The 26773-nt window shown below is 65.4% G+C and carries 23 protein-coding genes and 1 tRNA gene; 5 read left to right on the top strand and 19 right to left on the bottom strand.

The annotated features are described in order from the left end of the window. Positions 1–6 precede the first annotated feature (6 nt). From nuoH to tsaD, 17 genes are all read right to left on the bottom strand, one after another. Entirely contained in the window at positions 7–1083 is a 1077-nt protein-coding gene (gene nuoH, locus F9K07_RS11325) for an NADH-quinone oxidoreductase subunit NuoH (RefSeq protein ID WP_159592989.1), read from the bottom strand. Next, positions 1080–3215: an NADH-quinone oxidoreductase subunit NuoG gene (nuoG, locus tag F9K07_RS11320; RefSeq protein WP_159592986.1), complete on the bottom strand. Its 2136-nt coding sequence runs from the start codon at positions 3213–3215 to the stop codon at positions 1080–1082. The genes nuoH and nuoG overlap by 4 nt, the downstream gene beginning before the upstream one ends. Positions 3216–3236: 21 nt before the next feature. Next, entirely contained in the window at positions 3237–4589 is a 1353-nt protein-coding gene (gene nuoF / locus F9K07_RS11315) for an NADH-quinone oxidoreductase subunit NuoF (protein WP_159592983.1), read from the bottom strand. Continuing rightward, entirely contained in the window at positions 4586–5098 is a 513-nt protein-coding gene (nuoE, locus tag F9K07_RS11310; RefSeq protein ID WP_159592980.1) for an NADH-quinone oxidoreductase subunit NuoE, read from the bottom strand. Before nuoE ends, nuoF begins: the two co-directional genes overlap by 4 nt. Next, positions 5095–6348, bottom strand: coding sequence for an NADH-quinone oxidoreductase subunit D (locus F9K07_RS11305; protein WP_159592977.1), 1254 nt, complete (start codon positions 6346–6348; stop codon positions 5095–5097). The genes nuoE and F9K07_RS11305 overlap by 4 nt, the downstream gene beginning before the upstream one ends. Position 6349: 1 nt before the next feature. Beyond that, positions 6350–6958: an NADH-quinone oxidoreductase subunit C gene (locus F9K07_RS11300; RefSeq protein ID WP_159596898.1), complete on the bottom strand. Its 609-nt coding sequence runs from the start codon at positions 6956–6958 to the stop codon at positions 6350–6352. 74 nt (positions 6959–7032) lie between these two features. Further along, positions 7033–7512, bottom strand: a complete 480-nt coding sequence (locus F9K07_RS11295; protein WP_056273769.1) for a NuoB/complex I 20 kDa subunit family protein — start codon at positions 7510–7512, stop codon at positions 7033–7035. A 39-nt stretch (positions 7513–7551) separates the two neighbouring features. Beyond that, the gene (locus tag F9K07_RS11290) at positions 7552–7911 is read right to left on the bottom strand and encodes an NADH-quinone oxidoreductase subunit A (RefSeq protein WP_159592974.1); all 360 of its coding nucleotides are present in this window, start codon (positions 7909–7911) and stop codon (positions 7552–7554) included. A gap of 48 nt (positions 7912–7959) precedes the next feature. Then, a tRNA-Leu gene (locus F9K07_RS11285) sits at positions 7960–8044 on the bottom strand. A gap of 207 nt (positions 8045–8251) precedes the next feature. Continuing rightward, on the bottom strand, positions 8252–8662 hold the full coding sequence (gene secG, locus F9K07_RS11280; RefSeq protein WP_159592971.1) for a preprotein translocase subunit SecG: 411 nt from the start codon (positions 8660–8662) through the stop codon (positions 8252–8254). Between the two features lie 59 nt (positions 8663–8721). Then, positions 8722–9468, bottom strand: a complete 747-nt coding sequence (tpiA, locus tag F9K07_RS11275; RefSeq protein WP_159592968.1) for a triose-phosphate isomerase — start codon at positions 9466–9468, stop codon at positions 8722–8724. A 25-nt stretch (positions 9469–9493) separates the two neighbouring features. Then, the gene (locus tag F9K07_RS11270) at positions 9494–10483 is read right to left on the bottom strand and encodes an NAD(P)H-quinone oxidoreductase (protein ID WP_159592965.1); all 990 of its coding nucleotides are present in this window, start codon (positions 10481–10483) and stop codon (positions 9494–9496) included. Between the two features lie 20 nt (positions 10484–10503). Next, positions 10504–12633, bottom strand: coding sequence for a polyribonucleotide nucleotidyltransferase (pnp, locus tag F9K07_RS11265; protein ID WP_159592962.1), 2130 nt, complete (start codon positions 12631–12633; stop codon positions 10504–10506). Positions 12634–12880: 247 nt separating this feature from the next. After that, on the bottom strand, positions 12881–13147 hold the full coding sequence (gene rpsO / locus F9K07_RS11260; RefSeq protein WP_159592959.1) for a 30S ribosomal protein S15: 267 nt from the start codon (positions 13145–13147) through the stop codon (positions 12881–12883). A gap of 111 nt (positions 13148–13258) precedes the next feature. Beyond that, positions 13259–14494 carry a pyridoxal phosphate-dependent aminotransferase gene (locus F9K07_RS11255; RefSeq protein WP_268894755.1) on the bottom strand — a complete coding sequence of 412 codons (1236 nt, stop codon included), beginning with the start codon at positions 14492–14494 and terminating at the stop codon, positions 13259–13261. Continuing rightward, on the bottom strand, positions 14491–15768 hold the full coding sequence (locus F9K07_RS11250) for a branched-chain amino acid ABC transporter substrate-binding protein (RefSeq protein ID WP_201451576.1): 1278 nt from the start codon (positions 15766–15768) through the stop codon (positions 14491–14493). The genes F9K07_RS11255 and F9K07_RS11250 overlap by 4 nt, the downstream gene beginning before the upstream one ends. A 156-nt stretch (positions 15769–15924) precedes the next feature. After that, positions 15925–17028: a tRNA (adenosine(37)-N6)-threonylcarbamoyltransferase complex transferase subunit TsaD gene (gene tsaD, locus F9K07_RS11245; RefSeq protein WP_159592949.1), complete on the bottom strand. Its 1104-nt coding sequence runs from the start codon at positions 17026–17028 to the stop codon at positions 15925–15927. A gap of 66 nt (positions 17029–17094) precedes the next feature. Between tsaD and F9K07_RS11240 the strand changes: the two genes are divergently transcribed. From F9K07_RS11240 to F9K07_RS11220, 5 genes are all read left to right on the top strand, one after another. Beyond that, a complete protein-coding gene (locus F9K07_RS11240; protein ID WP_159592946.1) occupies positions 17095–18363 on the top strand; it encodes a nitrate regulatory protein in 1269 nt (422 codons plus the stop codon). 381 nt (positions 18364–18744) lie between these two features. Beyond that, complete coding sequence (locus tag F9K07_RS11235; RefSeq protein WP_159592943.1) at positions 18745–20052, top strand: CmpA/NrtA family ABC transporter substrate-binding protein; 1308 nt, start codon at positions 18745–18747, stop codon at positions 20050–20052. 42 nt (positions 20053–20094) lie between these two features. Next, on the top strand, positions 20095–20961 hold the full coding sequence (gene ntrB, locus F9K07_RS11230; protein ID WP_159592940.1) for a nitrate ABC transporter permease: 867 nt from the start codon (positions 20095–20097) through the stop codon (positions 20959–20961). A 25-nt stretch (positions 20962–20986) separates the two neighbouring features. After that, positions 20987–21847 (top strand): ABC transporter ATP-binding protein, encoded by an 861-nt coding sequence (locus tag F9K07_RS11225; RefSeq protein WP_159592937.1) that lies wholly within the window; start codon positions 20987–20989, stop codon positions 21845–21847. A gap of 228 nt (positions 21848–22075) precedes the next feature. Beyond that, positions 22076–23290: an MFS transporter gene (locus F9K07_RS11220; RefSeq protein ID WP_159592934.1), complete on the top strand. Its 1215-nt coding sequence runs from the start codon at positions 22076–22078 to the stop codon at positions 23288–23290. A gap of 123 nt (positions 23291–23413) precedes the next feature. On the opposite strand, the gene F9K07_RS11215 is transcribed toward F9K07_RS11220, so the two are convergent. Together F9K07_RS11215 and F9K07_RS11210 are read right to left on the bottom strand one after the other, a co-directional pair. Continuing rightward, on the bottom strand, positions 23414–25171 hold the full coding sequence (locus F9K07_RS11215) for a bifunctional protein-serine/threonine kinase/phosphatase (protein WP_159592931.1): 1758 nt from the start codon (positions 25169–25171) through the stop codon (positions 23414–23416). 47 nt (positions 25172–25218) lie between these two features. Further along, the gene (locus tag F9K07_RS11210; RefSeq protein ID WP_159592928.1) at positions 25219–26508 is read right to left on the bottom strand and encodes a type IV pili methyl-accepting chemotaxis transducer N-terminal domain-containing protein; all 1290 of its coding nucleotides are present in this window, start codon (positions 26506–26508) and stop codon (positions 25219–25221) included. Positions 26509–26773: the final 265 nt, after the last annotated feature.

Raw genomic sequence — 26773 nt, 5'->3', positions numbered from 1 at the left:
CCTGCTTTATTTCCAGATGTTCCAGGGGGTCTGCATGAACGCGCCCACCAGAACCAGCCAGATCAAGGTGACAGGAATGAAAATCTTCCAGCCCAGACGCATGATCTGGTCGTAGCGGAAGCGTGGGAAGGTGGCGCGGATCCAGATGAACATGGACACCACGACACAGGTCTTGATGCCCAGCCAGATCCAGCCGGGGATGAACTCGAGCGCGGCAAATGGCGAGAGCCAGCCACCCAGGAACAACAGCACGGCCAGCACCGACACCAGCCACATGCTGGCGTACTCCGCCAGGAAGAAGATGGCGAAGCCCATGCCAGAGTACTCGACCATGTGGCCGGCCACGATTTCCGCTTCGCCTTCCACCACGTCGAACGGGTGGCGGTTGGTCTCGGCCACGCCGGAGATCAGGTAGACGAAGAAGATCGGCAGCAGCGGCAGCCAGTTCCAGGACAGGAAGTCCAGGCCCATGTTGGCGCCCATGCCGCGCGATTGCGAGGCCACGATCTCACCCAGGTGCAGGCTGCCGGCGGTCATGACGACCACGAGGAAACAGAAGCCGATGGCGATTTCGTAGCTCACCATCTGTGCCGAAGCGCGCAGCGCGCCCAGGAAGGCGTACTTGGAGTTGGAAGCCCAGCCCGCGATGATCACGCCGTAGACCTCGATCGAGGTGATAGCCAGCACCACCAGCAACCCGGCGTTCACGTTGGCGATGATCGCCTCGGGGCCGAACGGAATCGCGACCCACGCAGCCAACGCCGGCATGATGGCCATGACCGGACCGAGACGGAACAAGCCATTGCTGGCCGCGCTCGGACGGATCAGTTCCTTGGTCAGCAGCTTGAGCGCGTCGGCGATCGGCTGCAGCAAGCCCATGGGGCCCACGCGGTTGGGGCCATGGCGCACCTGGATCCAGCCCAGCAGCTTGCGCTCCCACAGCGTGAGGTAGGCCACCAGGCCCATCAGCGGCGCGAGCACGGCCACGATCTTGATCAGGTTCCAGATCACGGGCCACGCGCCGGTGGTCCACCAGGAAGCGGCGATCAGACCCAGGCCGCCGTTGTACATCGCATCGATCACGCGGTGGCTCCTTCCACGGCTGCCTGCGCGGCACGCGCATCGGCGGTGAGTTGCAAGGCCGTCGAGCGGCGCACCAGGCCATCGAGCTGGTAGATCGAAGCCACGCAGGGCGCCACTTCGGCCGCAGCCATGTCGATCGAGGCCGAGCTGGCGTTGGACAAGCGAGCGGCGTCGACCACGTCACCGTTGGTCAAGCCGGGCAGCGCGGCCGACAGCACGGCTTGCGACGAATCGGCATCGAAACCGGGCAGGCTCAACAGGTTGCCCAGCACGCGCAGTACCTTCCAGGCCGGGCGCGTATCGCCCAGCGGACGCACGACGGCGTGGAAGCTTTGCAGACGGCCTTCGGCATTGACGAAGGAGCCCGAGGTTTCGGTGAAGGGAGCGATCGGCAGCAGCACGTCGCTGATGTCCAGGTTGGTCTTGAACGGGCTGAGCGTGACCACCATGCCGGCAGACGTCAGGCCCTGCGCACCCGCTGCGCTGTCGTGCGCGGGCTCGGTGTTCAGCAGGATGGCCGCGCGCAGTTGGCCGCCCAGCATCTGGCCGGCGTTCAGACCGCCCTGCCCTGGCACAGCATTCACGAGTTGCGCGCCCACGGTGTTGGCGGCTTCGCTCAAGTAGCCGACGCTGGCGCCGGTCTGTTGCGCGATCCAGTTCGCCAGCTCGAGCAGGCTCGAGCCCTTGCTGTGATGGGCGGCGGCGTTGCCGAGCAGGATGGCCTTGTGCTCCCCACCCAGCAGAGACTTGGCGACTGCGCGGTGCGCGTCGGTGGCCTCTGCGTCCACAGGGGCTGCGGCACCGGTTTCGGCGCCGATGGCGGCGGCGATGCCGGCCAGGGCACTGACCCAGTGAGCGCTGTCGGCCAGCACAGTGTTTTTCACCGGCATGGCCCAGTCTTGCGCCACGGCATGGAGCGCGTTGACTTGCGCACCCTTGCGTTGCGCCTGGCGGATGCGCTGCGCGAACAAGGGATGGTCCTTGCGCAAGTTCGAGCCGATGACCAGCACGCGCTGCAGCGTGGAGAGCGAGGCGATCGACCGGCCCAGCCAGCGCGCGGCGCCTGCGGGCGCTGCGTTGGCAAAGTCGGCGTGGCGCAGGCGGGCGTCGATGTTCTGGCTGCCCAGGCCGCGCACCAGTGCCCCCGCCAGGGCCAGCTCTTCGAGCGTGCTGTGCGGGCTGGCGAGCACGCCGATGGCACCGGCGCCGTTCTCGTTCTTGACCTGCTTCAAGCCATTGGCCACGTATTCGAGCGCGGTCTGCCAGTCGACCGTGTGCCATTCACCGCCCTGCTTGAGCATGGGCGCGGTCAGGCGGTCTTCGCTGTTGACGGCTTCGTACGAGAAGCGGTCGCGGTCGGCGATCCAGCATTCGTTGACGGCTTCGTTCTCCAGCGGGACGACGCGCATGACCTTGTGGTTCTTCACCTGAACGATCAGGTTGGCACCGGTGGAATCGTGCGGGCTCACGCTCTTGCGGCGCGAGAGTTCCCAGGTACGGGCGCTGTAGCGGAACGGCTTGCTGGTAAGCGCGCCTACCGGGCAGATGTCGATCATGTTGCCCGAGAGTTCGGAGTCCACCGTGTCGCCCAGGAAGGTCTCGATCTCGGCATGTTCGCCACGGTGCGACATGCCCAGCTCCATCACGCCGGCCACTTCCTGGCCGAAGCGCACGCAGCGCGTGCAGTGGATGCAGCGGCTCATCTCTTCCATGGAGATCAGCGGACCCACGTCCTTGTGGAAGACCACGCGCTTTTCTTCTTCGTAGCGCGAACCCGAGCTGCCATAACCCACGGCCAGATCCTGCAGCTGGCATTCGCCGCCCTGGTCGCAGATCGGGCAATCCAGCGGGTGGTTGATGAGCAGGAACTCCATCACCGACTGCTGGGCCTTGATCGCCTTGTCGCTCTTGGTGCGCACGATCATGCCCTGCGTGACGGGCGTGGCGCAGGCCGGCATGGGCTTGGGTGCCTTCTCCACGTCGACCAGGCACATGCGGCAGTTGGCCGCGATGGACAGTTTCTTGTGATAGCAGAAGTGCGGAATGTAGGTGCCCGCCTTCTCGGCCGCATGCATCACCATGCTGCCTGGGGGCACTTCCACCTTCTTGCCGTCGAGTTCGATTTCAACCATGGGAGTTTCTTCTCTTGGGCCTTAAGCAGCCTTGGCTGGCGACTGAGCGGCCGCGATCTTGGCCTCGAACTCATGCCGGAAGTGTTTGATCATGGCGCGCACCGGCATGGCCGCCGCGTCGCCCAGGGCGCAGATGGTGCGGCCCATGATGTTTTCGGCCACGTTGTCGAGCAGCGCCATGTCGGACGGCTTGCCCAGGCCGCGGTCGATGCGGTCGACCATGCGCCAGAGCCAGCCCGTGCCTTCGCGGCACGGCGTGCACTGGCCACAGGACTCGTGCATGTAGAAATACGACAGGCGCTTGAGCGACTCGACCATGTCGCGCGAGTCGTCCATCACGATGACGGCGCCCGAGCCCAGCATGGAGCCGGCCTTGGCGATGGAATCGTAGTCCATCGTGCACTCCATCATGATGTGCGCGGGCAGCACAGGCGCCGAGGATCCACCGGGGATCACGGCCTTGAGCTGGCGCCCTTTGCGCACGCCACCCGCGAGTTCGAGCAGCTTGGAGAACGGCGTGCCCAGCGGAATTTCGTAGTTACCGGGCAGTTCCACGTCGCCCGAGATCGAGAAGATCTTGGTACCGCCGTTGTTGGGCTTGCCGCATTCGAGGTACGCCTGGCCACCGTTGCGGATGATCCAAGGCACCGCCGCGAAGGTCTCGGTGTTGTTGATGGTGGTGGGCTTGCCGTACAGGCCGAAGCTCGCCGGGAACGGCGGCTTGAAGCGCGGCTGGCCCTTCTTGCCTTCGAGCGATTCGAGCAGCGCGGTTTCCTCGCCGCAGATGTAGGCACCGAAACCATGGTGGCCATGCAGCTGGAACGAGTAGTTCGAGCCCATGATGTTGTCGCCCAGATAGCCGGCGGCGCGCGCCTCTTCCAGCGCGGCCTCGAAGCGTTCGTACACCTCGAAGATCTCACCGTGGATGTAGTTGTAGCCCACCGAGATGCCCATGGCATACGCCGCGATCGCCATGCCTTCGATGACGATATGCGGGTTGAACATGAGGATGTCGCGGTCCTTGCAGGTGCCGGGCTCGCCCTCGTCGGAGTTGCACACCAGGTACTTCTGGCCAGGGAACTGGCGCGGCATGAAGCTCCACTTCAAACCACTGGGAAAGCCCGCGCCGCCACGGCCGCGCAGCGCCGATTCCTTCACGGTGGCAATCACCTGGTCCTGCGTGAGGCCTTCGCCGCCATCTTGCGCCAGTATCTTGCGCAGCGCCTGGTAGCCGCCGCGCGCTTCGTAATCCTTGATCGACCAGTTGCTGCCGTTCAGATCGGCGTAGATCTGCGGGCTGATGTGGCGGCCGTGGAAGCAGGTTTGCACGCCGGTGGCGCGAAACTGGCTGAGGATCTGTTCGGCACTGCTCATGACTGTCCTTCCGAAGCCCGCAAGCCGTCGATCAGCTGGTCGAGTTTCTCGTTGCTCATGAAACTGCACATGTGGCGGTCGTTGACCAGCATCACCGGCGAATCGGCGCAAGCGCCCAGGCATTCGCTCTGCTGCAGCGTGAACATGCCATCGGCAGTGGTCTCGCCCATGGCAATGCCCAGCTTGCCTTCGAGGTGGTGCAAGGCCTTCTGGCCATCGCGCAATTGGCACGGCAGGTTGGTGCAGACGTTGAGCTTGAATTTGCCCACCGGCCGCTGGTTGTACATGTTGTAGAAGGTCGTGACCTCGTGCACCGCGATCGGCTCGACACGCAGGTACGCGGCCAGCGCGGCCTCGGCCTCGGGGCTCACAAAGCCCTGCTCCTGCTGGATGATGGACAAGCAGGCCATCACGGCCGAGATGCGTTGCTCGTCGGGGTACTTCGCGACCTCGCGGTCGAAGCGCCGGATCGTGGCCTCCGGGAAGGACGCGGGCGTGACGGTGCTCATCGGTCGATCTCTCCGAAAACAATGTCCATGGTGCCGATGATGGCCACCGCGTCGGCCAGCATGTGGCCGCGCGCCATCTCGTCCATGGTGGCGAGGTGCGCAAATCCAGGCGCACGGATCTTCAGGCGGTACGGTTTGTTGGCACCGTCGCTCACGAGGTAGATGCCGAACTCGCCCTTGGGGTGCTCGACCGCCGCGTAGGCTTCGCCCTCGGGCACGTGGAAACCTTCGGTGAAGAGCTTGAAATGGTGGATCAGCTCTTCCATGTTGGCCTTCATGGCCTCGCGGGCGGGCGGCGCCACCTTGTGGTTGTCGGTGATGACCGGGCCGGGATTGGCGCGCAGCCACTTCACGCACTGCTCAATGATGCGGTTGGACTGCTTCATCTCTTCCATGCGGACGAGATAGCGGTCGTAGCAGTCACCGGTCTTGCCCACCGGAATGTCGAAATCCATCTGGCCGTACACGTCGTAGGGCTGCTTCTTGCGCAGATCCCAGGCAATGCCGGAGCCGCGCAGCATCGGGCCGGTCATGCCCAAGTTGAGCGCACGCTCGGGCGTGACCACGCCAATGCCCACCGTGCGCTGTTTCCAGATGCGGTTGTCGGTGAGCAGCGTGTGGTATTCGGCCAGGTAGGTCGGAAAGCGCTTGGTGAAGTCGTCGATGAAGTCCAGCAGCGAGCCCTGGCGGTTGCTGTTCAGCCCGGCGATGGCGCGGGCATTGCGCACCTTGCTGGCCTTGAATTGCGGCATGGTGTCGGGCAGGTCGCGGTACACGCCGCCCGGACGGAAGTAGGCGGCGTGCATGCGAGCACCCGACACGGCCTCGTACATGTCGAACAGGTCTTCGCGCTCGCGGAAGGCATAGATCAGGATGGTCGAGCTGCCGCAATCGTTGCCATGCGAGCCCAGCCACATCAGGTGGTTGAGCAGGCGGGTGATCTCGCTGAACATCACGCGGATGTACTGCGCGCGGATCGGCACCTCGATGCCCAGCAGCTTCTCGATGGCCAGGCAGTAGGCGTGCTCGTTGCACATCATCGAGACATAGTCCAGCCGGTCCATATAGGGCAGCGACTGGATGAAGGTCTTGTGCTCGGCCAGCTTTTCGGTGGCGCGGTGCAGCAGGCCGATGTGCGGGTCGGCGCGTTGCACGACCTCGCCGTCGAGCTCCAGCACGAGGCGCAGCACGCCGTGCGCGGCCGGGTGCTGCGGACCGAAGTTCAGGGTGTAGTTCTTGATCTCAGCCATTTCAGTGCAGACCGCCGTAGTTGTCTTCGCGGATGATGCGCGGCGTGATTTCACGCGGCTCGATGGTCACCGGTTCGTAGATCACGCGCTGGCGCTCGGCGTCGTAACGCATCTCGACATGCCCGGACAGCGGGAAGTCCTTGCGGAACGGATGGCCGATGAAGCCGTAGTCGGTCAGGATGCGGCGCAGGTCATCGTGCCCTTCGAACACGATGCCGTAGAGGTCGAACGCTTCGCGCTCGAACCAGTTGGCCGATGCCCACACGGACGTGACCGAGGCCAGCACAGGAAAGTCGTCTTCATCGCAGAACACGCGCACGCGCACACGGTGGTTGTGGGTGACCGAGAGCAGGTGCGACACCGCAGCAAAACGCTGGCCTTCCCAGCGACCGTCGCCATAAGTCTGGTAGTCCATGCCGCAAAGATCGATGAGTTGTTCGAAACGGGTCTGCGGCGCGTCGCGCAAGGTTTGCATGACGGCCAGGTAGTCGGCGGCCTTCACGGTCAGCGTGACCTCTTCGCGCACCACGTGCACCGACTGGGCCTTGTCACCCAGCAAGGCTTCGAGCGCGGATTTCAACGCCTCGGGCTCGACGGCGTAGGGAGTCATGGCGGTGTCGGTCATGAACGTGGTTCTTCTTTCTGAGCCAATGTCGTGGGGGCAATGCCGATGAGGCGCTGCGCTCAGGCCCGTGCGATGGTCTGGGTGCGGCGGATCTTCTGCTGCAGCTGAATGATTCCGTACAGCAAGGCCTCCGCCGTGGGCGGGCAACCGGGCACGTACACATCCACCGGCACGATGCGATCGCAACCGCGCACCACGGAATAGCTGTAGTGGTAGTAGCCACCGCCGTTGGCGCACGAGCCCATCGAGAGCACCCAGCGCGGCTCGGCCATCTGGTCGTACACCTTGCGCAGGGCAGGCGCCATCTTGTTGCACAAGGTGCCGGCCACGATCATCAGATCGGACTGGCGCGGACTGGCACGAAACACCTCGGAGCCGAAGCGGCCGATGTCGTAGCGCGCAGCGGCCGCGTGCATCATCTCGACCGCGCAACAGGCCAGACCGAAGGTCATGGGCCAGAGCGAGCCGGTTTTGGCCCAATTCACCACCGAGTCGTAGCTGGTGGTAACGAAACCTTCTTTGAAAACGCCTTCAATCATGTAGCACTCCGGTGCGGCGCACGCACGCCCTTGTGGATCTCACTCCCAGTCCAGCGCGCCCTTTTTCCACTCGTAGGCAAAGCCCACGGTGAGGATGGCCAGAAACACCACACCCGCCACGAAGCCGGTGACACCAATGTCGGTGAACGCCACGGCCCAGGGAATGAGGAATGCGATTTCGAGGTCGAACAGGATGAAGAGAATGGCCACCAGGTAGTAGCGCACATCGAACTTCATGCGGGCATCTTCGAATGCCTCGAATCCGCATTCGTAGGGAGAATTCTTTTCGGCGTCTGGCAGGTTGGGGCCGAGGATGTAGCCCAGAACCTGCGGGATGATCCCTACAGCAATACCCACCAAGATAAACAAGAGGACGGGGAGGTATTGATCGAGACTCATCGTGGGTAGATTCCGCTGACACGGCGTGGAACCGTGTTATCCATTGATTGGTGCCGACGGCGAGACTCGAACTCGCACAGCTTTCGCCACTACCCCCTCAAGATAGCGTGTCTACCAATTTCACCACGTCGGCTAAGTCTGCATGGATGGGCTCGCGAGGAATGGTGCGAGCCTTGCTGACAACCCATAGAGTTTACCCTGAAACACAACGGGTTTCGGGGCCACCCTTTTGTTTTTCCAAAGCAATCGGTCAGATGAAGATGTGCCGGAATGAATCCCGGCATGAACCCTCCGCAGGGCGCGCGATTTCTCGCTGACCGACGCCCTTGTGAACCGCCTTTTACTTGGCCGGTATCTGGCCAGCGCCGGAGTCCGCGGGTGCCGCATTGCCCGCGGCGGGTGCCGGCACAGGGACCGTCGTCGTACCGGGAATCTGTTGCGCAGCACCCGCCGGTTGCGCCGGCATGGCCGCACCTTCCAGCACGCTGCCAGCGCTGGGCGCGACGGTGCGCAAGTTGCCGAAATAGGCCAGACCCAAGGTACTGGCCAGGAAGATGGCCGCCAGCACGGCCGTGGTACGGGACAGGAAGTTCGCACCACCCGATGCACCAAACAGACTGGCCGAACCCGCGCCGCCACCAAAGGCCGCGCCTGCGTCGGCGCCCTTGCCGTGCTGCATGAGGATCAGGCCGATCATGCCCAGCGCGGTCAGGATCTGGACGACCTGCAGGATGGTCAACAAAACGTTCATACTTTTCTCCGGGATATCGATATCGGTGGTCTTCGCATCACCAGGATGCGAGGAGGAATTTAAGGGGCCGAAGCCACGATCTGAAGGAAGTCCGGCGCCTTGAGCGATGCACCGCCGATCAGGCCGCCATCGATATCGGGCTGGGCCAGCAAGGTCGCGGCATTGGCCGCGTTCATGCTGCCACCGTACAGGATGTGAACGCGCCCGGCGTTCTGCGTCGCTGCCGCGATTTGAGCGCGCAACACCGCATGCACCTGCTGCGCCTGCTCGGGCGTGGCGGTCTTTCCGGTGCCGATGGCCCAGACGGGTTCATACGCCACCACGATCTCCGTGATGCAGTGGCCGCAGAGATGGATGACGGCGGCCAGCTGGCGCTTGACGACTTCTTCCGTCTGGCCGGCTTCGCGTTCGGCCAATGTTTCGCCCACACAAACGATGGGTGTGATGCCCTTGGACAATGCCGCCTTCGCCTTCTCGGCCACCAGCGCATCGGTTTCACCGTGGTACTGGCGGCGCTCGGAATGCCCGACGATGGCATAGCGGCAACCGAAGTCGCGCAACATGGCCGCCGACACCTCGCCGGTGTACGCACCGTGCTCCTGGCTCGACACATCCTGCGCACCCCAGGTGATCGGGCTGCCTTGCAGCAGCGCACCCAGCTGAGGGAGGTACGGCGCAGGAGCGCACAACGCCATATCGGCCCTGGGCGCCTGCCCACCGAGGCCATCCAGCATGGCCTTGACCAAGGCTTCGTTGGCGACCAGCGAGCCGTTCATTTTCCAGTTGCCTGCGATCAGTTTTCTCATGGTTGCTTTTTCTTCTGCCTGCTCATCAGGCCCAGCTCAACACGAGCTTGCCAATGTGCTGGTTGGACTCCATCAAGGTGTGCGCCGCGGCGGCCTCCGCGGCCGGGAACACCTGGTGGATCACCGGCTTGATACGGCCATCGGCCAGCAGCGGCCAAACCTGGGCACGCAGCGACGCGGCAATCGCGCCCTTGAACGCCACGGGACGCGGCCGCAAGGTCGAACCGGTGATGGTCAACCGGCGCCGCAGCACCAGGCCGGCATTGAATTCGGCCTTGACCCCGCCTTGCACCGCAATGATCACCAGACGGCCATCTTCGGCCAGGCACTCGATCTCGCGCGCCGCGTAGGAGCCGGCCACCATATCCAGAATGACGTCGACGCCCTTCTGGTCCGTGAGCCGGGCCACTTCGGCGACAAAGTCCTGGGTCTTGTAATTGATGGCGTGGTCGGCACCGAGCTTGAGGCACGCGGCGCACTTGTCGTCGCTGCCGGCGGTGGCGATCACGCGCGCACCCAGGGCCTTGGCCATCTGAATCGCGGTCACGCCGATGCCGCTCGTGCCGCCTTGCACCAACAAGGTCTCACCCGCCTGCAAACGGCCACGGTCGAACACGTTGCTCCAGACGGTGAAGAAGGTCTCGGGCAACGAGGCGGCTGCGATGTCGTCCAGCCCATCGGGCACGGGCAGGCATTGCGCCGCAGGCGCCACGCACCACTGCGCGTAGCCACCCCCCGCCACCAGCGCGCACACGCGATCGCCCACCTTCAACCCTGCGGCGGCCATGGCCGCGGCGTCGCCCGACTCGATCACACCTGCCAGCTCGAGACCGGGAAGGTCGGACGCGCCCGGCGGCACGGGGTAGTGGCCTTTGCGTTGCAGCACGTCGGGGCGGTTCACGCCCGATGCGCTCACGCGGATCAGCACCTCGCCCGCACCGGCAACCGGCGTCGGCCGCTCGACCAGGCGCAGGACCTCGGGCGCACCGAAAACGCTGATTTCAATGGCTTGCATCACCCGCACCACCGGTGGCATCAGGCCTGGGGTTGCTGCTGCGGCTGCTCGGCCGGTGCGCGTTCGGCCAGCGCCTTCATGGACAGCTTGACGCGACCCTTTTCATCCGTCTCGAGGACCTTCACGCGAACGACCTGGCCTTCGGTCAAATAGTCGGTGACTTTCTCGACACGCTCGTGGGCGATCTGGCTGATGTGCAGCAGGCCGTCCTTGCCGGGGAGCAGGTTGATCAGCGCGCCGAAGTCCAGGATCTTGGTGACCGGGCCTTCGTAGACCTTGCCCACTTCCACTTCGGCGGTGATCTGCTCAATGCGGCGCTTGGCTTCGTCGGCCTTGGCCGAGTCGGTCGACGCGATGGTGATGGTGCCGTCTTCGTCGATATTGATCTGCGTGCCGGTTTCTTCGGTCAACGCGCGGATGACGGAGCCGCCCTTGCCGATCACGTCGCGGATCTTCTCGGGGTTGATCTTCATGGTGAAGAGCTTGGGCGCGAAGTTGGACACTTCGGTCTTGGCCTCGCCCATGGCGTCCTGCATCTTGCCCAGGATGTGCATGCGCGCTTCCTTGGCCTGCGCCAGTGCGACCTGCATGATTTCCTTCGTGATGCCCTGGATCTTGATGTCCATCTGCAGCGCGGAGATGCCGTTGGCGGTACCGGCCACCTTGAAGTCCATGTCGCCGAGGTGATCTTCATCGCCCAGGATGTCGGTCAGCACGGCGAAGCGGTTGCCGTCCTTGATCAGGCCCATGGCAATGCCGGCCACGTGCGCCTTCATGGGCACGCCCGCGTCCATCAGCGCCAGGCAGCCGCCGCACACGGAGGCCATCGACGAGGAGCCGTTGGACTCGGTGATTTCCGACACCACGCGCATGGTGTAGGGGAAGTCTTCCTTGCTCGGCAACGCAGCGATCAGCGCGCGCTTGGCCAGGCGGCCGTGGCCGATTTCGCGGCGCTTGGGCGTGCCGAAGCGACCGGCTTCACCGGTGGCGAAGGGAGGCATGTTGTAGTGGAGCATGAAGCGGTCTTCGAACTCGCCGGCCAGCGCGTCGATGCGCTGCGCGTCGCGGTCGGTGCCGAGCGTGGCCACCACCAGCGCCTGGGTTTCGCCACGCGTGAACAGGGCGGAGCCGTGGGTGCGCGGCAGCAGGCCGTTGCGGATTTCGATGGCGCGCACGGTGCGCGTGTCGCGGCCGTCGATGCGGGGTTCGCCCGCCAGGATCTGACCGCGCACGATCTTCGCTTCGATCTCGAACAGCAGGCCTTCGACGGCCACGCTGTCGAACTCCACGCCATCGGCCTTCAGGCCGGCCATCACATCGGCGTAGGCGGTGCGGCAAGCCTGGGTGCGGGCCTGCTTGTTGCGAATCTGGTAGGCAGCTTCGAGCTTGGCCTTGGCCAGTGCGTCGACCTTGGCGATCAAGGGCTCGTTCTTGGCCGGCGGCTGCCAGTTCCAAGCCGGCTTGCCGGCTTCGCGCACGAGGTCGTTGATGGCGGCAATGGCGATCTTGCCCATGTCGTGGCCATAGACCACGGCACCCAGCATCACTTCTTCGGACAGTTGGTCGGCTTCGGACTCGACCATCAGCACAGCGGCTTCGGTACCGGCCACGACCAGGTCCATCTGGCTGTTCTTCAACTGGGTCTGGCCCGGGTTGAGCACGTACTCGCCGTTGACATAGCCCACGCGCGCGGCGCCGATGGGGCCGTTGAAGGGAATGCCGCTCACCGCGAGCGCGGCGGACGTGGCGATCAGCGCGGCGATGTCGGCCTGCACTTCGGGGTTCAGGCTCACCACGTGCACGATCACCTGCACTTCATTGAAGAAGCCTTCGGGGAACAGGGGTCGGATCGGGCGGTCGATCAGGCGGCTGGTCAGCGTTTCGAGTTCGCTCGGGCGGCCTTCGCGCTTGAAGAAACTGCCGGGGATCTTGCCGGCAGCGTACGTCTTCTCGGTGTAGTCGACGGTCAGCGGGAAGAAGTCTTGACCCGCCTTGGCTTCGGACTTGGCGACCACGGTGGCCAGCACCACGGTGTCATCGATGTTGACCAACACGGCGCCGCTGGACTGGCGTGCGATTTCGCCCGTTTCCATGGTGACGGTATGAGGACCCCATTGGAAGGTCTTGGTGGCTTTGTTGAACAGGCTCATGGTTTTTCTCCTTTAAACGCCCCCGCCCGAAGCGGGTGGCTCAGCATGCAGCAGGGCTGCACAAAACCCGGAGACTCAACCCAGAACACGATGCCATTCCAGAAAGACTGTGGGCACACAACCTATCTGGAATGACACAGCTTCGCTCTGTAATCGGGGCTCCGGAATCAAATAGGGCTGCGAAAAAGCAAAAAACGCCCGAGCCAGCGAACCAACTCAGGCGTTTCGTGTGTCACAGCCGTGCCAATTACTTGCGCAGGCCCAGTTTCTGGATCAGGGCGAGGTAACGCTCGGCGTCCTTGGACTTGAGGTAGTCGAGCAGCTTGCGGCGGCGGCTCACCATGCGCAACAGACCGCGGCGGCCATGGTGGTCCTTGGCGTGGGTCTTGAAGTGGGGGGTGAGTTCGTTGATGCGAGCCGTCAGGATGGCGACTTGCACCTCGGGGCTGCCGGTGTCGTTGGCGGCGCGGGCGTTGGCCGAAATCACTTCGGCTTTGACAGATTGAGCAATCATGGGTTTTCCTTGGCCAGTGGCCTGGCGTTACGTGCGTCCCGTCGCAGCGATTGGAAGAGCTTCCTGCCGCAGCGGGCGTGAACTGCCGTCTAAAAAGACAGCAACCGACGATTATAGACGCGTTTGGCCGCCCGCCGTCCGGGCCTGCAGCCACCCGCTCAGGCGCTCCACCCCCTGCACCAGCCGCGCCGTGTCCCGGCTGGCAAAGCACCAGCGCAGCCAGCCAGCCGCCTCGGGGCCGAAGGCGCTGCCCGGCGCCAGGCCCAGGCCGGCTTCGCGCACCAGGCGCTTGGCCAGCGCCAGGCAGTCGTCTTGGCCCTGGAGGCGGAAAAAGGCGTACATGCCACCAAGAGGTTCGGCAAGGGACACACCCGGCAACTGGCGCAGCAAAGGCACCAGCGTGTCGCGGCACTGCCGCAGGTGGCTCACCAGCGCGGGCGTGACCTCATCGCCCCGCTGCAGCGCCACGGTGGCCGCGCGCTGCACGAACACCGGCGCGCACGAGGTGTTGTATTCGATCAGCTTGGCGATGGCGTCGATCAACGCCGGCGGCAGCACCAGCCATCCCAGGCGCCAGCCGGTCATGAGGAAGCTTTTGGAAAAACTGTGGGCGACGATGACACGGTCGTCCGGCTCACAAAGGTCCAGGAAGCTGGGCGCGGCACCGTTGGCGGTGTCGCCGGCAAAGTACAGGCGCTCATAGACTTCGTCGGCCAGGATCCAGGTGCCGGTGCGGCGGCAATGCGCGAGGATGTCGCGCTGTTCGGCCGCGCTCAAGGTCCAGCCCGTGGGGTTGTTGGGCGCATTGACGATCAGCAGACGCGTGGTCGGCGTCACGACCCGGCGCAAGGCGTCCATGTCGAGTTGCCAGGCGCCGGCGCGTGGACCTTCGGCCTGCACGCGCAGCGCAACGCGCCTGACGTGCGCGCCCAGAATCGCCGGCTGCGCCGCCAGGTTGGGCCAGACCGGCGTGACCACCACGACGTCGTCGCCCGCCTCGACCAGCGCCTGCGAGGCCAGCATGAGGCCGTTGACGCCACCGGAGGTCACCGCGATGCGGCCCAGCCAGTGGGTCGCGGGATGCGCGGGGTGCAGGCCTTCGGTGTAGGCGGCTATGGCCTCGCGCAACGCGGGCAGGCCCAGGTTGTGCGCGTAGAAGGTTTCGCCCGCCTGCAACGAAGCCATGGCCGCCTCGCGGATGAAGCCCGGGGTGGCTTCGTCGCTTTCGCCGAACCAGAACTTCAGCACATCGTCGCGCCCCAGGCCTTCGTTGGCCACTTCGCGGATGCGCGAGGCTTGCAGTTGTTCGACCACCGTTCTCATTGCCATCCGCTCCCGCGATTTCAAGGTCGCTGCATGGTACAGCTGTGCGGCAACTCGGCCTGCTGCGGGTTCAGGTTGCGGATCACGCGAAAGCCATACCCAGAGCCTTCCACGTCGAATTTCACACCCGATGCGCCTTGCCGGTCCATCACCGCCACGGCCAGCGATTGCTGGAACTGGTGGTCGGCACTGCGCATGCGGGCACGTTGGCCGGCCAGGGTGACGTCGGCCTTTTCCAGCTGGGCCGCGATGGTCGCCGCGTTGACCGGGCCGGCCGCACCCGCGCGCTCGATGGCCTGGGCCAGCGCTTCGATCAGCAGTTGCATGCGCATGTGCACGTAGTCGTCGCTGGGGCTAGGGAAGCGCTCGCGGAACGATTTGTAGAAGACCTCGGACTCGGGCGTGGGCACGTTGGGGAACCAGTCGGCCACGGCGATCACCTTGCCGATGCCGGCATCGCCCATGGCGGCGGGCGCGCCCAGCGCATTGCCATAGAAGGTATAGAAGCTGCCGTCATAGCCGCTGTCGCGTGCGGCCTTCACCAGCAACGTGAGGTCGTTGCCCCAGTTGCCGGTGAGCACGGCCTGCGCGCCGCTGGCCTTGATCTTGGCGGCATAGGGCATGAAGTCCTTCACCCGGGCCATGGGGTGCAGCTCGTCGCCGACGATCTTCACATCGGGCCGCAACGTGGTGAGTTGGTTGCGCGCCTCGCGCAGCACGGCCTGGCCAAAGCTGTAGTCCTGCCCGATCAGGTAGATGCTCTTCACGTCCTTGTCGTCGCGCAGCACGCTCATGAGGGCCTTCATGCGCATGTCGGCGTGGGCGTCGAAGCGGAAATGCCAGAAGCTGCACTTCTCGTTGGTGAGCACCGGATCGACCGCCGAGTAGTTGAGGAACAGCACCTGGCGCGCGGTGTCGCGTTCGTTGTGCTTGTTGATGGCGTCGATCAGCGCGCTGGCCGCGGCCGACGAATTGCCCTGGGCGACGATGGTGATGCCTTTGTCGATCGCCGAGCGCAGGGCCGACAGGGCTTCGTCGCTCTGGCCCTTGCTGTCGAAACGCTCGATCACCAGCGGACGGTTGCCACCGGGCAGCTTGACGCCGCCGCGCGCGTTCACGCGTTCGGTGGCCCAGACGAGGTTGCGAAAGACGGCGTCGCCCGTGTTGGCGATCGGCCCGGACAGGCCTTCGATCATGCCGATGCGGATGGGGGCGCCGGTGGGCGCCTGGGCCCAGGCGGCAACGCCCAGGGAGCCCAGCAGGGCCGCGGCCAACACCCGGCGGCGGCGCGGGGACATCAGAGAATCGAACAGGGATTTCATGAAAAAAGAGGTCTCCAGGAGTCGATACAGCACGGGCCAGCACAGGGTCGCGGCCCGCCACCAATGTCTCATCCGCGACACGGCGCGACAGTCTAATTCATAATTATGGAACACCGCCGACCGCACAGCGGGTCATTTCGGAGTGGGTGATGCCCCCAGGTCGGCCAATGGCCAGCGCGGCTTGACGTCAAAGCGGTAGCCCTCGCCGTCGGGGGAGGCGATGTCGGCCAACCCCGCTTGCACCCGCATGCCGCCGGCCAGGGCGATCATGGCGCCGTTGTCGGTGCACAGATGCAGCTCCGGGTAGTGCACCCGAACGCCCTTGTGTGCGCAGGCAGCGCCCAGCTGCTCGCGCAGCAAGGCGTTGGCGCCCACGCCACCGGCCACCACCAGCCGGCGCAGGCCGGTCTGGCGCAGCGCCGCCATGGACTTCTTCACCAGCAACTCGACGATGGCGGCCTGCACGCTGGCGGCCACGTCCGCTTTCTGCTGCGCGCTCAGCGGGTCGGCCAGGTGTGGCGTGGCCGGGCCGTCGAGCTGGGCGTGGGCCAGGCGCTTCACCTGGGTCAGCACCGCGGTCTTCAGGCCGGCAAAGGAAAAGTCCAGATCGCCGCTGTGCAGCAGCGGACGCGGAAACTTGTAGGCCTGCGGATCACCCTGCTGCGCCAGGCGCGAGAGCGCGGGGCCGCCGGGATACGGCAGGCCGAGCAGCTTGGCCGACTTGTCGAAGGCTTCCCCGGCCGCGTCGTCGATGGTCTCACCCAGCAATTCGTAGCGGCCCACGCCGTCCACCTGCATGAGCTGGCTGTGGCCGCCCGATACCAGCAGGGCCACGAAAGGGAACTCGGGCGGGTCGGCGCTCAGAAAGGGCGAGAGCAGATGGCCTTCGAGGTGGTGCACGCCAACCACCGGCTTGCCGAGCGCGAAGCCCAGCGCGCAAGCCACGCCAGAGCCGACCAGCAGCGCCCCCGCCAGGCCCGGGCCACGGGTGTAGGCCACGGCGTCGATCGCCGAGAGGGGCAGGCCGGCTTGCGCCAGCACCGCATCGGTCAAGGGCAGCACGCGGCGAATGTGGTCGCGGCTGGCCAGTTCGGGCACCACACCGCCGTAGGCCTGGTGCATCTCGATCTGGCTGTGCAACGCATGCCCCAGCAGGCGCGGCGTGGCGCTGCCGCTGGCGTCGACCAGGGCGACGCCAGTTTCGTCGCAGGACGACTCGATTCCCAATATCAGCATGCGGGAAGTGTACGGGCGGCATGCTTGTTGCTCTCGCCACGGGGACTTGCCACTTGTCCCTCCACCATGAAGTCTGGACTGAGCTTTCTCCTGGCCGCCAAGCGTTGCGAAATCGACGAGTTGCAGCAGCTTGCACTCACCAGCGCGCTGGTGAATGTCACCGGTCGTCTCATCCACGGCCTGCAGCGAGAGCGCGGGCTCTCCAACCTGCTGATCGGCTCCCATGGCCACCAATTCCAGCCGTCCCATCAGAAGCAAATCGAGGAATGCCGGGAAGTGGAAAAGGAGCTGCGGGCCTGTTTCGACAACCTCGACACGGCATCGGCAAGCGTGGGCCACGGCGCGCGCCTGTTCAGCCGCATCGCCTATGTGCTGCATGGCCTCGATGCGCTGGACGGCTTGCGCGAACGGGTAGCGTCGCTGCAATGGACCACACGCCAGTCAACCGACGCCTATGTGCGCCTGATCTCGGGTTTGCTCGCCGTCGTCTTCGAAGCCGCCGACAGCGCAAGCGATCCCGAGATTTCGCGCCTGCTGGTGGCGCGATTCAACTTCATGCAGGGCAAGGAGTTCGCGGGACAGGAGCGCGCTGCGGGGTCTGCGCTCTTTGCCTCGGGCCGGGCCGACAACGCCGAGCAACATCGCCTGCTGCATCTGGTCGAGTCGCAGGAGCGATGCCTGGAGGTGTTCGGAGCATTCGCGCAGCCCCGCAACTTCGATCTTTGGCAGGCCAGCCAGGACAGTGCCACCCTGGCGGAGCTCGAGCGCCTGCGGCGCGTGCTGTGCACCGTGGCGCACGGCGCGGTGCTGGACCCGCAGCTCAGCCAAGCCTGGTTCGATTGCTGCAGCCAGCGCATCGATCGCATGAAGGCGGTCGAGGACCGCCTGGCGTTGGATCTGTTGCGCGCATGCGAGGACAAGGTCGCCCTGGCCCGGGATGAGCTGTCGTCCTACGAGTCGCTGCATCCAGCGGCCACAGGCGCCGGCGCCATGTCCTTCTTCGAGGACGCGCCCGCACTCGGCCCGAACGCGCCGGCGGCCTATGTCGCCAATCCCCAGGGATACGGGTTGCAACTGGAGCGCTCGATCCTGGAGTTGGTGCAAGAGCAGGCACGCCGTCTGCAGAACATGAGCGAGGAGCTCGATACCGTGCGCGCCCGCCTGAACGAGCGCAAAGTGATCGAACGCGCCAAAGGACTTTTGATGGCACACCGACAGCTCAGCGAAGAAGCGGCGCACAAGACCATGCGCCAGATGGCCATGAACCAGAACCGGCGCCTGATCGACGTGGCCGAGGCGGTGCTCTCCATGGCCGAAGTTCTCCCCCCTCGATGAACCCGCCGGCCAGCAACCCATGTTGCGCCGCACAAATTGTGTGCCCGACACCTGCGCGTGCACCAGTTTGAACCGCTCCCGGATGCGCGCCGCAGCACAGGCTTTCGCGCAGGCCGCGCACGTGTTTTCTTTTGGAATCAACCACTTGCCAGTGCCGGCGTTTTCATGAGCCGGGCTGGCACGCGAACTGCTTAAGGATGGGCATGCAAGCCCGACCAATGGCGGTCGGGCCTGCCGTCTCCCCAGACACGGACAACGGCGTCCATTGCGCTCCTGGTTTCGGCCCGGAATGCGATGGGCGCCGTTTTTGTTTTGGGGTCCGGCACTCGCGCTCTGTCTGTCTTTGTGTTTCGTCCTTTCTCGCCCCATAGGAGTCTTGCCATGAAAAACGCTTCCGCCAACGCCAACACGTCCCGCCGCGCCTTGCTCCAGAAATCGTCAGCGCTGGGCGCCGCCGCCCTGACCGGCAGCCTGTGGAGCACCCGCGTGCAGGCCTCGACGGCGCTGGAAACCAAGGCGGCCAAGCTCGGCTTCATCGCTTTGACCGACGCCGCACCCCTGTTCGTCGCCGATGAAAAGGGGCTCTTCAAGAAGCACGGCATGACCGAGGTCGAGGTGCTCAAACAATCCTCCTGGGGTACCACGCGCGACAACCTGGTGCTGGGGTCGGCCAGGGGCGGCATCGACGGCGGCCACATCCTCACGCCCATGCCCTACCTCATCACCACCGGCGCGGTAACGGCCAACAACGTGCCGGTGCCGATGAACATCCTGGCCCGCCTGAACCTGGGCGGCCAGGGCATCTCCGTAGGCTCGGAATACGCCGATCTCAAGGTGGGCGCCGACACCAAGGCGTTCGGCAAGGCGCTGATCGCCAAGCGCGTGAAGACCGGCAAGCCGGTGAATGCGGCCATGACCTTCCCCGGTGGCACGCACGACCTGTGGATCCGCTACTGGATGTCCGCTGGCGGCATCGACCCGAACAAGGACATCACCACCATCGTGGTGCCTCCCGCGCAAATGGTGGCCAACATGAAGGTCGGCAGCATGGACACCTTCTGTGTATGCGAGCCCTGGAACCGCCAGCTGATCAACCAGAAGATCGGCTACACGGCCATCACCACCAGCGAGCTGTGGATGAACCACCCGGAGAAGGCGTTCGCGATGCGCGCCGACTGGGTACAGGCCAACCCCAATGCCACCAAGGCACTGCTCAAGGCCGTGATGGAAGCGCAGATGTGGTGCGAAGACCCGGCCAACCGCGCCGAGGTGGCCGAGATCTGCTCGCGCCGTCGCTGGATCAACGCACCCGTGGCCGACGTGATCGACCGCGTCAAGGGCGACTTCGACTACGGCACCGGCCGCATCGAAGCCAACAGCAAATTCCAGATGCGCTTCTGGAAGGACCAGGCGAGCTACCCGTTCCAGAGCCACGACCTGTGGTTCCTGACCGAGAACCAGCGCTGGGGCTATCTGCCCACGACCCTGGACACCAAGGCCCTCATCGCCAAGGTCAATCGCGAAGACCTGTGGCGCGCCGCCGCCAAGGAGCTGGGCGTGGCCGCCAAGGACATTCCCACGTCCACCTCGCGCGGCGTGGAGAAATTCTTCGACGGCAAGGTGTTCGACCCGGCCAACCCGAAGAAGTACCTCGACAGCCTGCCCATCAAGTACATCAAGGCCGCCTGAGCGCAGTCCGCACGTCCAAACGCCCCCCCGACGGAGTTCCGCATGAACAGCAGCACCGAGACCATCACACCGATCCGGCAGGCGAGCGCATCGACGCCGCCCTCGTTCCCCCAGTGGCTGAAGTCCACCCTTCACGTCTTCAGCTCGCATGTGCTGCCGCCCCTGGTGATCATCGGCGTGCTGCTGCTGATCTGGGAGCTGGTCGGCTCGCGTCCCGGCGCCGCGCTTCCCCCGCCCACCCAGGTGGTCAAGGACACCTGGGAATTGATCGTGCATCCGTTCTACGACAACGGCGGCAACGACGTTGGCGTGGCCTGGCAACTGTTGGCCAGTCTGCAGCGGGTGGCGTACGGCTATTCGCTGGCGGTGATCGTGGGGGTGAGCCTGGGGGTGCTGGTGGGTCAGTCCACATGGGCGTTGCGCGGCCTCGACCCCCTCTTCCAGGTGCTGCGCACCGTGCCGCCGCTGGCCTGGCTACCGATCTCGCTGGCTGGCTTCCAGGACGGCAACCCCTCGGCCATCTTCGTCATCTTCATCACCTCGATCTGGCCGATCATCATCAACACCTCCATCGGCATCCGCAACATACCCGAGGACTACCGCAACGTTGCACGGGTGGTCCAGCTCAACGGGGTCGAGTACTTCGTGAAGATCATGCTGCCGGCAGCCGCGCCATTCATCTTCTCGGGCCTGCGCATCGGCGTGGGGCTGTCCTGGCTGGCCATCATCGCCGCAGAGATGCTGATCGGGGGCGTGGGCATCGGCTTCTTCATCTGGGACGCGTGGAACTCCTCGCGCATCAGCGACATCATCCTGGCGCTCGTCTACGTCGGCCTCATCGGCTTCCTGCTGGACCGCGTGGTCGCCTGGATCGGCCGCGCGGTCACGCGAGGCACCACCGCCACTTGAACATCCTTCGCATCAGGAGCCCATCATGACCCACGGTTACCTCAGCATCTCCCAGGTCGACATGACCTTCAAAGGCAACAACGGCGCCATCAACCCGGTGCTCAAGGACATCGACCTGCAGGTCCGGCGCGGCGAATTCATCTCGCTCATCGGTCACTCGGGCTGTGGCAAGTCCACGGTGCTCAACATCGTGGCCGGCCTGCTGCGCGCCACCACCGGCGGCGTCATCGTCGACGGGCGCGAAGTCAACGCACCCGGACCCGACCGCGCGGTGGTGTTCCAGAACCATTCGCTGCTGCCCTGGCTCACCGTGTACCAGAACGTCGAACTCGCGGTGGACAAGATCTTCCGCCAGAGCAAGACGCCAGCGCAGCGCAAGGAGTGGATCCTGCACAACCTGAACATGGTCAACATGTCGCACGCGCTGCACCGCCTGCCTTCGGAGATCTCCGGCGGCATGAAGCAGCGCGTGGGCATCGCACGCGCCTTGGCCATGGAGCCCAAGGTGCTGTTGCTGGACGAGCCCTTTGGCGCGCTGGACGCGCTCACCCGCGCCCACCTGCAGGACGAGGTGATCCGCATCCAGGGCGAACTCGGCAACACGGTGTTGATGATCACGCACGACGTGGACGAAGCGGTGCTGCTGTCGGACCGCGTGGTGATGATGACCAATGGGCCCGCGGCCACGATCGGACAGATCCTGGACGTGCCGCTGGCCCGGCCGCGCAACCGCATCGCCTTGGCCGAAGACCCGGCGTACAACCACTGCCGCCAGGAGATCCTGACCTTCCTCTACGAGAAGCAGCGCAAGATCGAGCTGATCGCGCCGAGCCGCGCAGCGTCCCCCGCTTCGGCGCACGACACACCGGTGGCGATGAAGGCCTGAGCCACACGTTCTCTGCCCACAGGCTCCCGAAGGACACGCCCGCCGGCACATCCGGTTTGGGCATGGATATTGCGTCGAATGGGATGGCAAGGCTGACGATGGCCTTGCCGCACATGCGCACCTGCCCTTTTCTGGGGCAGCCCGTGCACGCTCTCACCCACCGGCCGCCCGGATCGGTGCGTTCGTGCGAGCGCCCCATCCCACACCCCACTCTCCAAGGTCCATCTCATGGCGGGATTCCGTTCGTTCCTGAAAGCCGGTCACAGTCCCACGCTGCTGGCGTCCTTCATCTACTTCACCTACTGCTGCGGCGTGTGGGTGACCAATGGCGCGATGGCGCCCTTCATCAAGGACGCGCTCAGCCTGAGCCCGGCGCAGCTCGGTCTCATGCTGTCGGTGCCGATCTTCGCTGGCGCGCTCATGCGTTTTCCGCTCGGCGTGCTCGCGCAATACATTGGCCGCAAGAACGCCACACTGGTGGAAATGAGCGGCATCGCCATCGCGCTGCTGTTCGGCTACTTCTTCGTCGACACGTTCAACGACTTGCTGGCCATGGGCGTGCTGCTGGGCATTGCAGGCGCGAGTTTCGGTGTGGCGCTGTCGCTCGGCTCGGGTTCTTTTCCAGCGCGCTACAAAGGGCTGGCCATGGGTCTGGTGGGCGCCGGCAATGTCGGCACTTCGCTGTCGGCGTTGTTCGCACCGCAGCTGGCGCAGGCCTATGGCTGGCAGTCGGTGTACGGCATGGCGGCCATCGGTCTACTGGTGCCGGTGCTGGTCATGGTCGTGTTCGCGCGCGAACCCGACGACGTGGACAAGCACGCTGGCTTGCGCGAGCACGCGGCCTGTCTGTTCGAGAAAGACGGCTGGGCCTTCAGCGCCATCTACGCCATCACCTTCGGCGGCTTCATCGGCCTCACCACCTTCTTGCCGAGCTACTACTACGACCAGTTCGGCGTGAGCAAGGTGCAGGCCGGCCAGCTCACCATGCTGGCGGCCTTCATGGGCGCGGCGCTGCGCATCTTCGGTGGCTGGATTTCGGACCACTGGGGCGGCATCAACACCTTGACGGCCGTGCTCGTGATCGTCTCGGTCACGCTCCTGGCTTGCGGCCTGGCCGGTGGTTCACTGGTGGTCACCACCTTGCTGATGATGCTGTGCTTCGCCGCGCTGGGCGCGGGCAATGGCGCGCTGTTCCAGCTGGTGCCTTTGCGCTGGCCGCTCACCACGGCCGTGGCGGGCTCCATGATCGGCGAGATCGGCGCCCTTGGCGGTGGCCTGGTGCCCAATGCGATGGGCCTGTCGCGGCAATACACCGGCACCTACTTCTGGGGTTTCGCGCTGTTCGCAGTGCTCGCTTTGTGCGCGCTGGGGATGATGCGGTTCATGCAGTTGCGCTGGACACGGACCTGGGCGGAAAAGGGAGGCCGCGCGCGCAGCGCGTGAACGGCGCAGCCGTTGCAACGCGCAGCGTTGTGCCTCACTTTCAGTGGAGGCTAACTTTGCGCAGCAAAGTTAAGCGCAGCGTGCCGTAACTAAAAAGGGGGGCGTGCACGCGCCGTGTGACCTTTACGTGGGCAGGAACAACAGCCAGTAGATCAACAACAGATTGAACAACACGCTGATCCCCAGCAACAGCTTCCACACCATCGTCGGGTCGCGCTGCAACAGCGCCGATGCCGGCGGCACCGTCAGCGGGCGCGATGCACCGCGCTCCAGCGCCAGCAGAAACTCCTCGGCGGTTTCGAAGCGCTGCGACCGCTCCCGCGCCACCGCCTTCTGCACCACGTGGTCGAGCCAGATCGGCACCTCGGGGTTGTGCCGGCTCGGTGGTGTCGGGTCGCGGTAATAGCGCCCCACCTGGTAAGGCAGCACCTCGCCGTACGGCAGGCGGCCGGTGAGCAACTGGTAGAGCGTGACGCCCAGCGCGAACAGGTCGCTGCCGGCGTCGGGCAAGGCCTGGGCGTGGGCGTCGGCGCTGCCCGAGGGCGCGCGGCTGTTGTAGCCCCACTGCTCGGGGTTCACATAGCTCGGCGTGCCGGCATGCAGGCGGCGCATGCTCTCGGGCTCGCGCCCGCTCAGGGCCACGCCGAGGTCGAGCACGCGCAGCACGCCATCGTCGCCCTGGTGCAGGTTGGCGGGCTTGATGTCACGGTGGATCACGCCCTGGCGGTGCATGCGGCCGAGCACCCGCAAGGCCTGCATGGCAATCTGCACCGCCTGGCCAGGCGCCAAGCGTTGCGAGCGGTCCAGCAGTTGCTGCAGGGTCTCGCCCCCGTGCCAGTCGTACAGCAGGTAATACGCGCTGCGCGTCTGGCCATTGGGCAGGCTGTGGTGCAGGCCCACGAGGTTGTCGGCCGCGCGCGAGGACTGCATGCGCCGCGACAACCAGGCTTCGTGCGCCAGCATGGCGCGCTCGCCCGGGTCGTGCGCGCGCGCGGGGTGCAGCGTCTTGAGCGCGTAGAGCGTCTGCGTGGCCGGGTCGCGCACCTGGTAGAGCAGGTTGATGCCGTTGTCGGCCACCGGTGCGGTCACCACGAAACCGTCGATCTGCTCGCCCACCTTGAGGCGCGGCGCCATCGGCAGCACCTCGGCCGCGCGGCTGGCGTCTTCCAGATTGGGGGCCAGCAGGCCGCGCACACGCACCACCATGGCGGTGAGGTTGTCGTCGCTGCCAGCGGCCAGAGCGGCGCTGGCCAATCGCTCGCAGGCGTCTTGCGCAGCCACGGCGGAATCGGCGCACACCGCCAGATGGCGATCGAGCAACTTGCCGTGCACACCGTCGGTCAGCAACACGAAGGTGTCGCCCACCTGCAAGTCGCCTTGCACGTAGTCGACCACGAGGTGGTCTTCCAGGCCCACGGCGCGCAGCAGCTGGTGCTGCATGTCGGGGTGGGGGACCACGTGGTCATGCGTAAGCCGCAGCGTCTGGCCTTCGCGCAGCAGGTAGCAGCGCGAATCGCCCACGTGCGCCAGCGTGTAGGACTGGCCGCGCAGCACCAGTGCGGTGAGCGTGGTCAGGCCCATGGCCGGCTGGCGGCTGCGGTTGAGCCCGCTCAGCCACGCGTTCTGCGCGCCAATGATGCGGTCCAGCGCCACGGTGGTGTCCCAGGTTTCGGGCGTGCTGTGGTAGTCGCGCACCAGACTGGTGACGGTGGTCTGCGCCGCCTCGCGCCCCATGCCGCCGGTGCTCACGCCATCGGCGACGGCCACGATCGAGCCCATGTCTTCCTGCCCGCCGGGCGGCAGCATGGCCGCGCAGAAATCTTCGTTGTGGTCCTTGCGCCCCGCCTGACAGGCGAAGCCGATGTCGATGTCAAAAGCCATGCACCAACCCAAGCAAGAAAAGGGCCCAACTTGGTGCAGGCCCTCGATCACCCCATCAGCATTTGCATGCTGCGCTCGTAATGCGCCGAGAGTTGCTCAAACCCTTCGAGCAGGTTCTCGCTGGCACTGGCCAGGCCTTCCAGCCGCAGCAGCCGGTCGCGCCCGGCGGGCCGCTGCAAGTGCGTGGCACCAGCGACCAGCAACGCCCATTCGCGCGCCGCGGCGTCGAGCGTCTGGCGGATCTCAGGCGTGGACAAGGGCAGGCCCTGGAGCAGCGCCAGACCGGCTTCGAACTCGCGCTGCGCCAGCGTCATGGCGGCTTCACCGGTGGGTGTGGCGGGCTCCAGCAGCGCCATCAGCGCGCCCTTGGCGAAGCGCTGCGACAGCATGCGCTGGCGCCCAGCAACGTTGAGCACTTTCAGCGGCGGCGCGGCACCCGCGCTCTCCAGGCCCGAGGTGAGGCGCTCGGCCTCCTGCAGCAGGCGTTCGGCCAGCGCGTCCACCGTGGCCAGTTGCCCCGCCGCGGGCTTGCCCTTGAGCGCGGGTTTGAGGCGCTGCCAGGTGGCCACCACCTGGGCCAGCAGGTCACCAAAGGTGGCGGCCGACAAAGTCTTGTCGAGCTGGGCAATGTTGGCGTCGACACGCTGGATCGAAGCGTCGAGCAAGGCGTCCTGCGTGCGGGCCTGCACCTCGGCCAGGCGCAGCAGGTAGAGCTTGACCACGCGTTGCGACAGCATGCGCAACTGCCCGGCCCGGTTCACGCCTTCAGCGAAATGGGCCGACTGGATGATGTGCTCGGACACCTGCCCCAGCCGCTGGTTGCTGTGCATGGAGGCGGTCCGCAACACCTGAAAGGCTTCGTCGTCGGTGAGCTGCCGCGCGCGCATGAGGATGCCCTTGGCGCGCTCGACCGACTTGCGTTCCTCGAAGCGTTGGGACACGTCGCGCAGTTGCGCCTGCAGGGCCTGCTCTTGCCGAAAGCGCGCCTGCGCCAGATGGATGAGCGGGCGCAAGCGCTGCGCGCCATAGCCCTGGACCACGTAGGCGTGGATGCCTGCGCCCACGGCTTGCTCGATGCGGCCTGCGTCGATGTCGGCGGTGAACACGATCACCGGACAGGGCGCCGTGTCGGCCAGGGCCTGGGTCGCCTTGAACAAGCCATCGCCGGGCGTGGACACCTCGCCAATCACCACATCTGGTGCATGGCGCACGGCCGCTTGCACCAGTTTGCTGCAGCCGTCCTCCTGCGCGAGCACCTCGATGCCGATGGCCTGGAGGTCTTGCGCGAGCGGCAGCACGGCCGCAGCGCCACTGCGAAATACCAGCGCGGATGTCATAGGAATCAAGAACTTGAGAGAGGAAGAGAGGCGTTTCGAGGCCTTGTCCGCAGCACAGGACGTGCCACGCGAACGCCTCACCACACCACAAGCTTCGCGGGGGTCTCGATGATATGGCACACGTTTTGCATTGGCACATGCAGACGTGACGAAGCGTCTGACCCCGACCGCAGCGTCGTGGGAGCTGTGCACAACGACGTGCGCAGCGATTGAAGGGCCCGCCGTGCGGCGCGCCACTGCCCGGCCCCTGGCCGGCACCCCTGCA

This window comes from Hydrogenophaga sp. BPS33, from assembly GCF_009859475.1.
Classification (GTDB): Bacteria; Pseudomonadota; Gammaproteobacteria; order Burkholderiales; family Burkholderiaceae_C; genus Hydrogenophaga.
Note: the sequence above shows the minus strand (reverse complement) of the source record. Positions and strands in the feature narration are given on the sequence as shown.

Bases quoted from the DNA above. Each gene is read 5' to 3' on its own strand.
- rpsO (WP_159592959.1), bottom strand. From the start codon at position 13,147: ATGATTGCTCAATCTGTCAAAGCCGAAGTGATTTCGGCCAACGCCCGC.
- F9K07_RS11220 (WP_159592934.1), top strand. From the start codon at position 22,076: ATGGCGGGATTCCGTTCGTTCCTGAAAGCCGGTCACAGTCCCACGCTG.
- F9K07_RS11295 (WP_056273769.1), bottom strand. From the start codon at position 7,512: ATGATTGAAGGCGTTTTCAAAGAAGGTTTCGTTACCACCAGCTACGAC.
- nuoE (WP_159592980.1), bottom strand. From the start codon at position 5,098: ATGAGCACCGTCACGCCCGCGTCCTTCCCGGAGGCCACGATCCGGCGC.
- F9K07_RS11290 (WP_159592974.1), bottom strand. From the start codon at position 7,911: ATGAGTCTCGATCAATACCTCCCCGTCCTCTTGTTTATCTTGGTGGGT.
- F9K07_RS11250 (WP_201451576.1), bottom strand. From the start codon at position 15,768: ATGTCCCCGCGCCGCCGCCGGGTGTTGGCCGCGGCCCTGCTGGGCTCC.
- pnp (WP_159592962.1), bottom strand. From the start codon at position 12,633: ATGAGCCTGTTCAACAAAGCCACCAAGACCTTCCAATGGGGTCCTCAT.
- F9K07_RS11305 (WP_159592977.1), bottom strand. From the start codon at position 6,348: ATGGCTGAGATCAAGAACTACACCCTGAACTTCGGTCCGCAGCACCCG.
- F9K07_RS11240 (WP_159592946.1), top strand. From the start codon at position 17,095: ATGAAGTCTGGACTGAGCTTTCTCCTGGCCGCCAAGCGTTGCGAAATC.
- nuoG (WP_159592986.1), bottom strand. From the start codon at position 3,215: ATGGTTGAAATCGAACTCGACGGCAAGAAGGTGGAAGTGCCCCCAGGC.
- nuoF (WP_159592983.1), bottom strand. From the start codon at position 4,589: ATGAGCAGTGCCGAACAGATCCTCAGCCAGTTTCGCGCCACCGGCGTG.
- tsaD (WP_159592949.1), bottom strand. From the start codon at position 17,028: ATGCTGATATTGGGAATCGAGTCGTCCTGCGACGAAACTGGCGTCGCC.
- tpiA (WP_159592968.1), bottom strand. From the start codon at position 9,468: ATGAGAAAACTGATCGCAGGCAACTGGAAAATGAACGGCTCGCTGGTC.
- F9K07_RS11225 (WP_159592937.1), top strand. From the start codon at position 20,987: ATGACCCACGGTTACCTCAGCATCTCCCAGGTCGACATGACCTTCAAA.
- F9K07_RS11270 (WP_159592965.1), bottom strand. From the start codon at position 10,483: ATGCAAGCCATTGAAATCAGCGTTTTCGGTGCGCCCGAGGTCCTGCGC.
- F9K07_RS11215 (WP_159592931.1), bottom strand. From the start codon at position 25,171: ATGGCTTTTGACATCGACATCGGCTTCGCCTGTCAGGCGGGGCGCAAG.
- secG (WP_159592971.1), bottom strand. From the start codon at position 8,662: ATGAACGTTTTGTTGACCATCCTGCAGGTCGTCCAGATCCTGACCGCG.
- F9K07_RS11235 (WP_159592943.1), top strand. From the start codon at position 18,745: ATGAAAAACGCTTCCGCCAACGCCAACACGTCCCGCCGCGCCTTGCTC.
- ntrB (WP_159592940.1), top strand. From the start codon at position 20,095: ATGAACAGCAGCACCGAGACCATCACACCGATCCGGCAGGCGAGCGCA.
- F9K07_RS11300 (WP_159596898.1), bottom strand. From the start codon at position 6,958: ATGACTCCCTACGCCGTCGAGCCCGAGGCGTTGAAATCCGCGCTCGAA.
- F9K07_RS11210 (WP_159592928.1), bottom strand. From the start codon at position 26,508: ATGACATCCGCGCTGGTATTTCGCAGTGGCGCTGCGGCCGTGCTGCCG.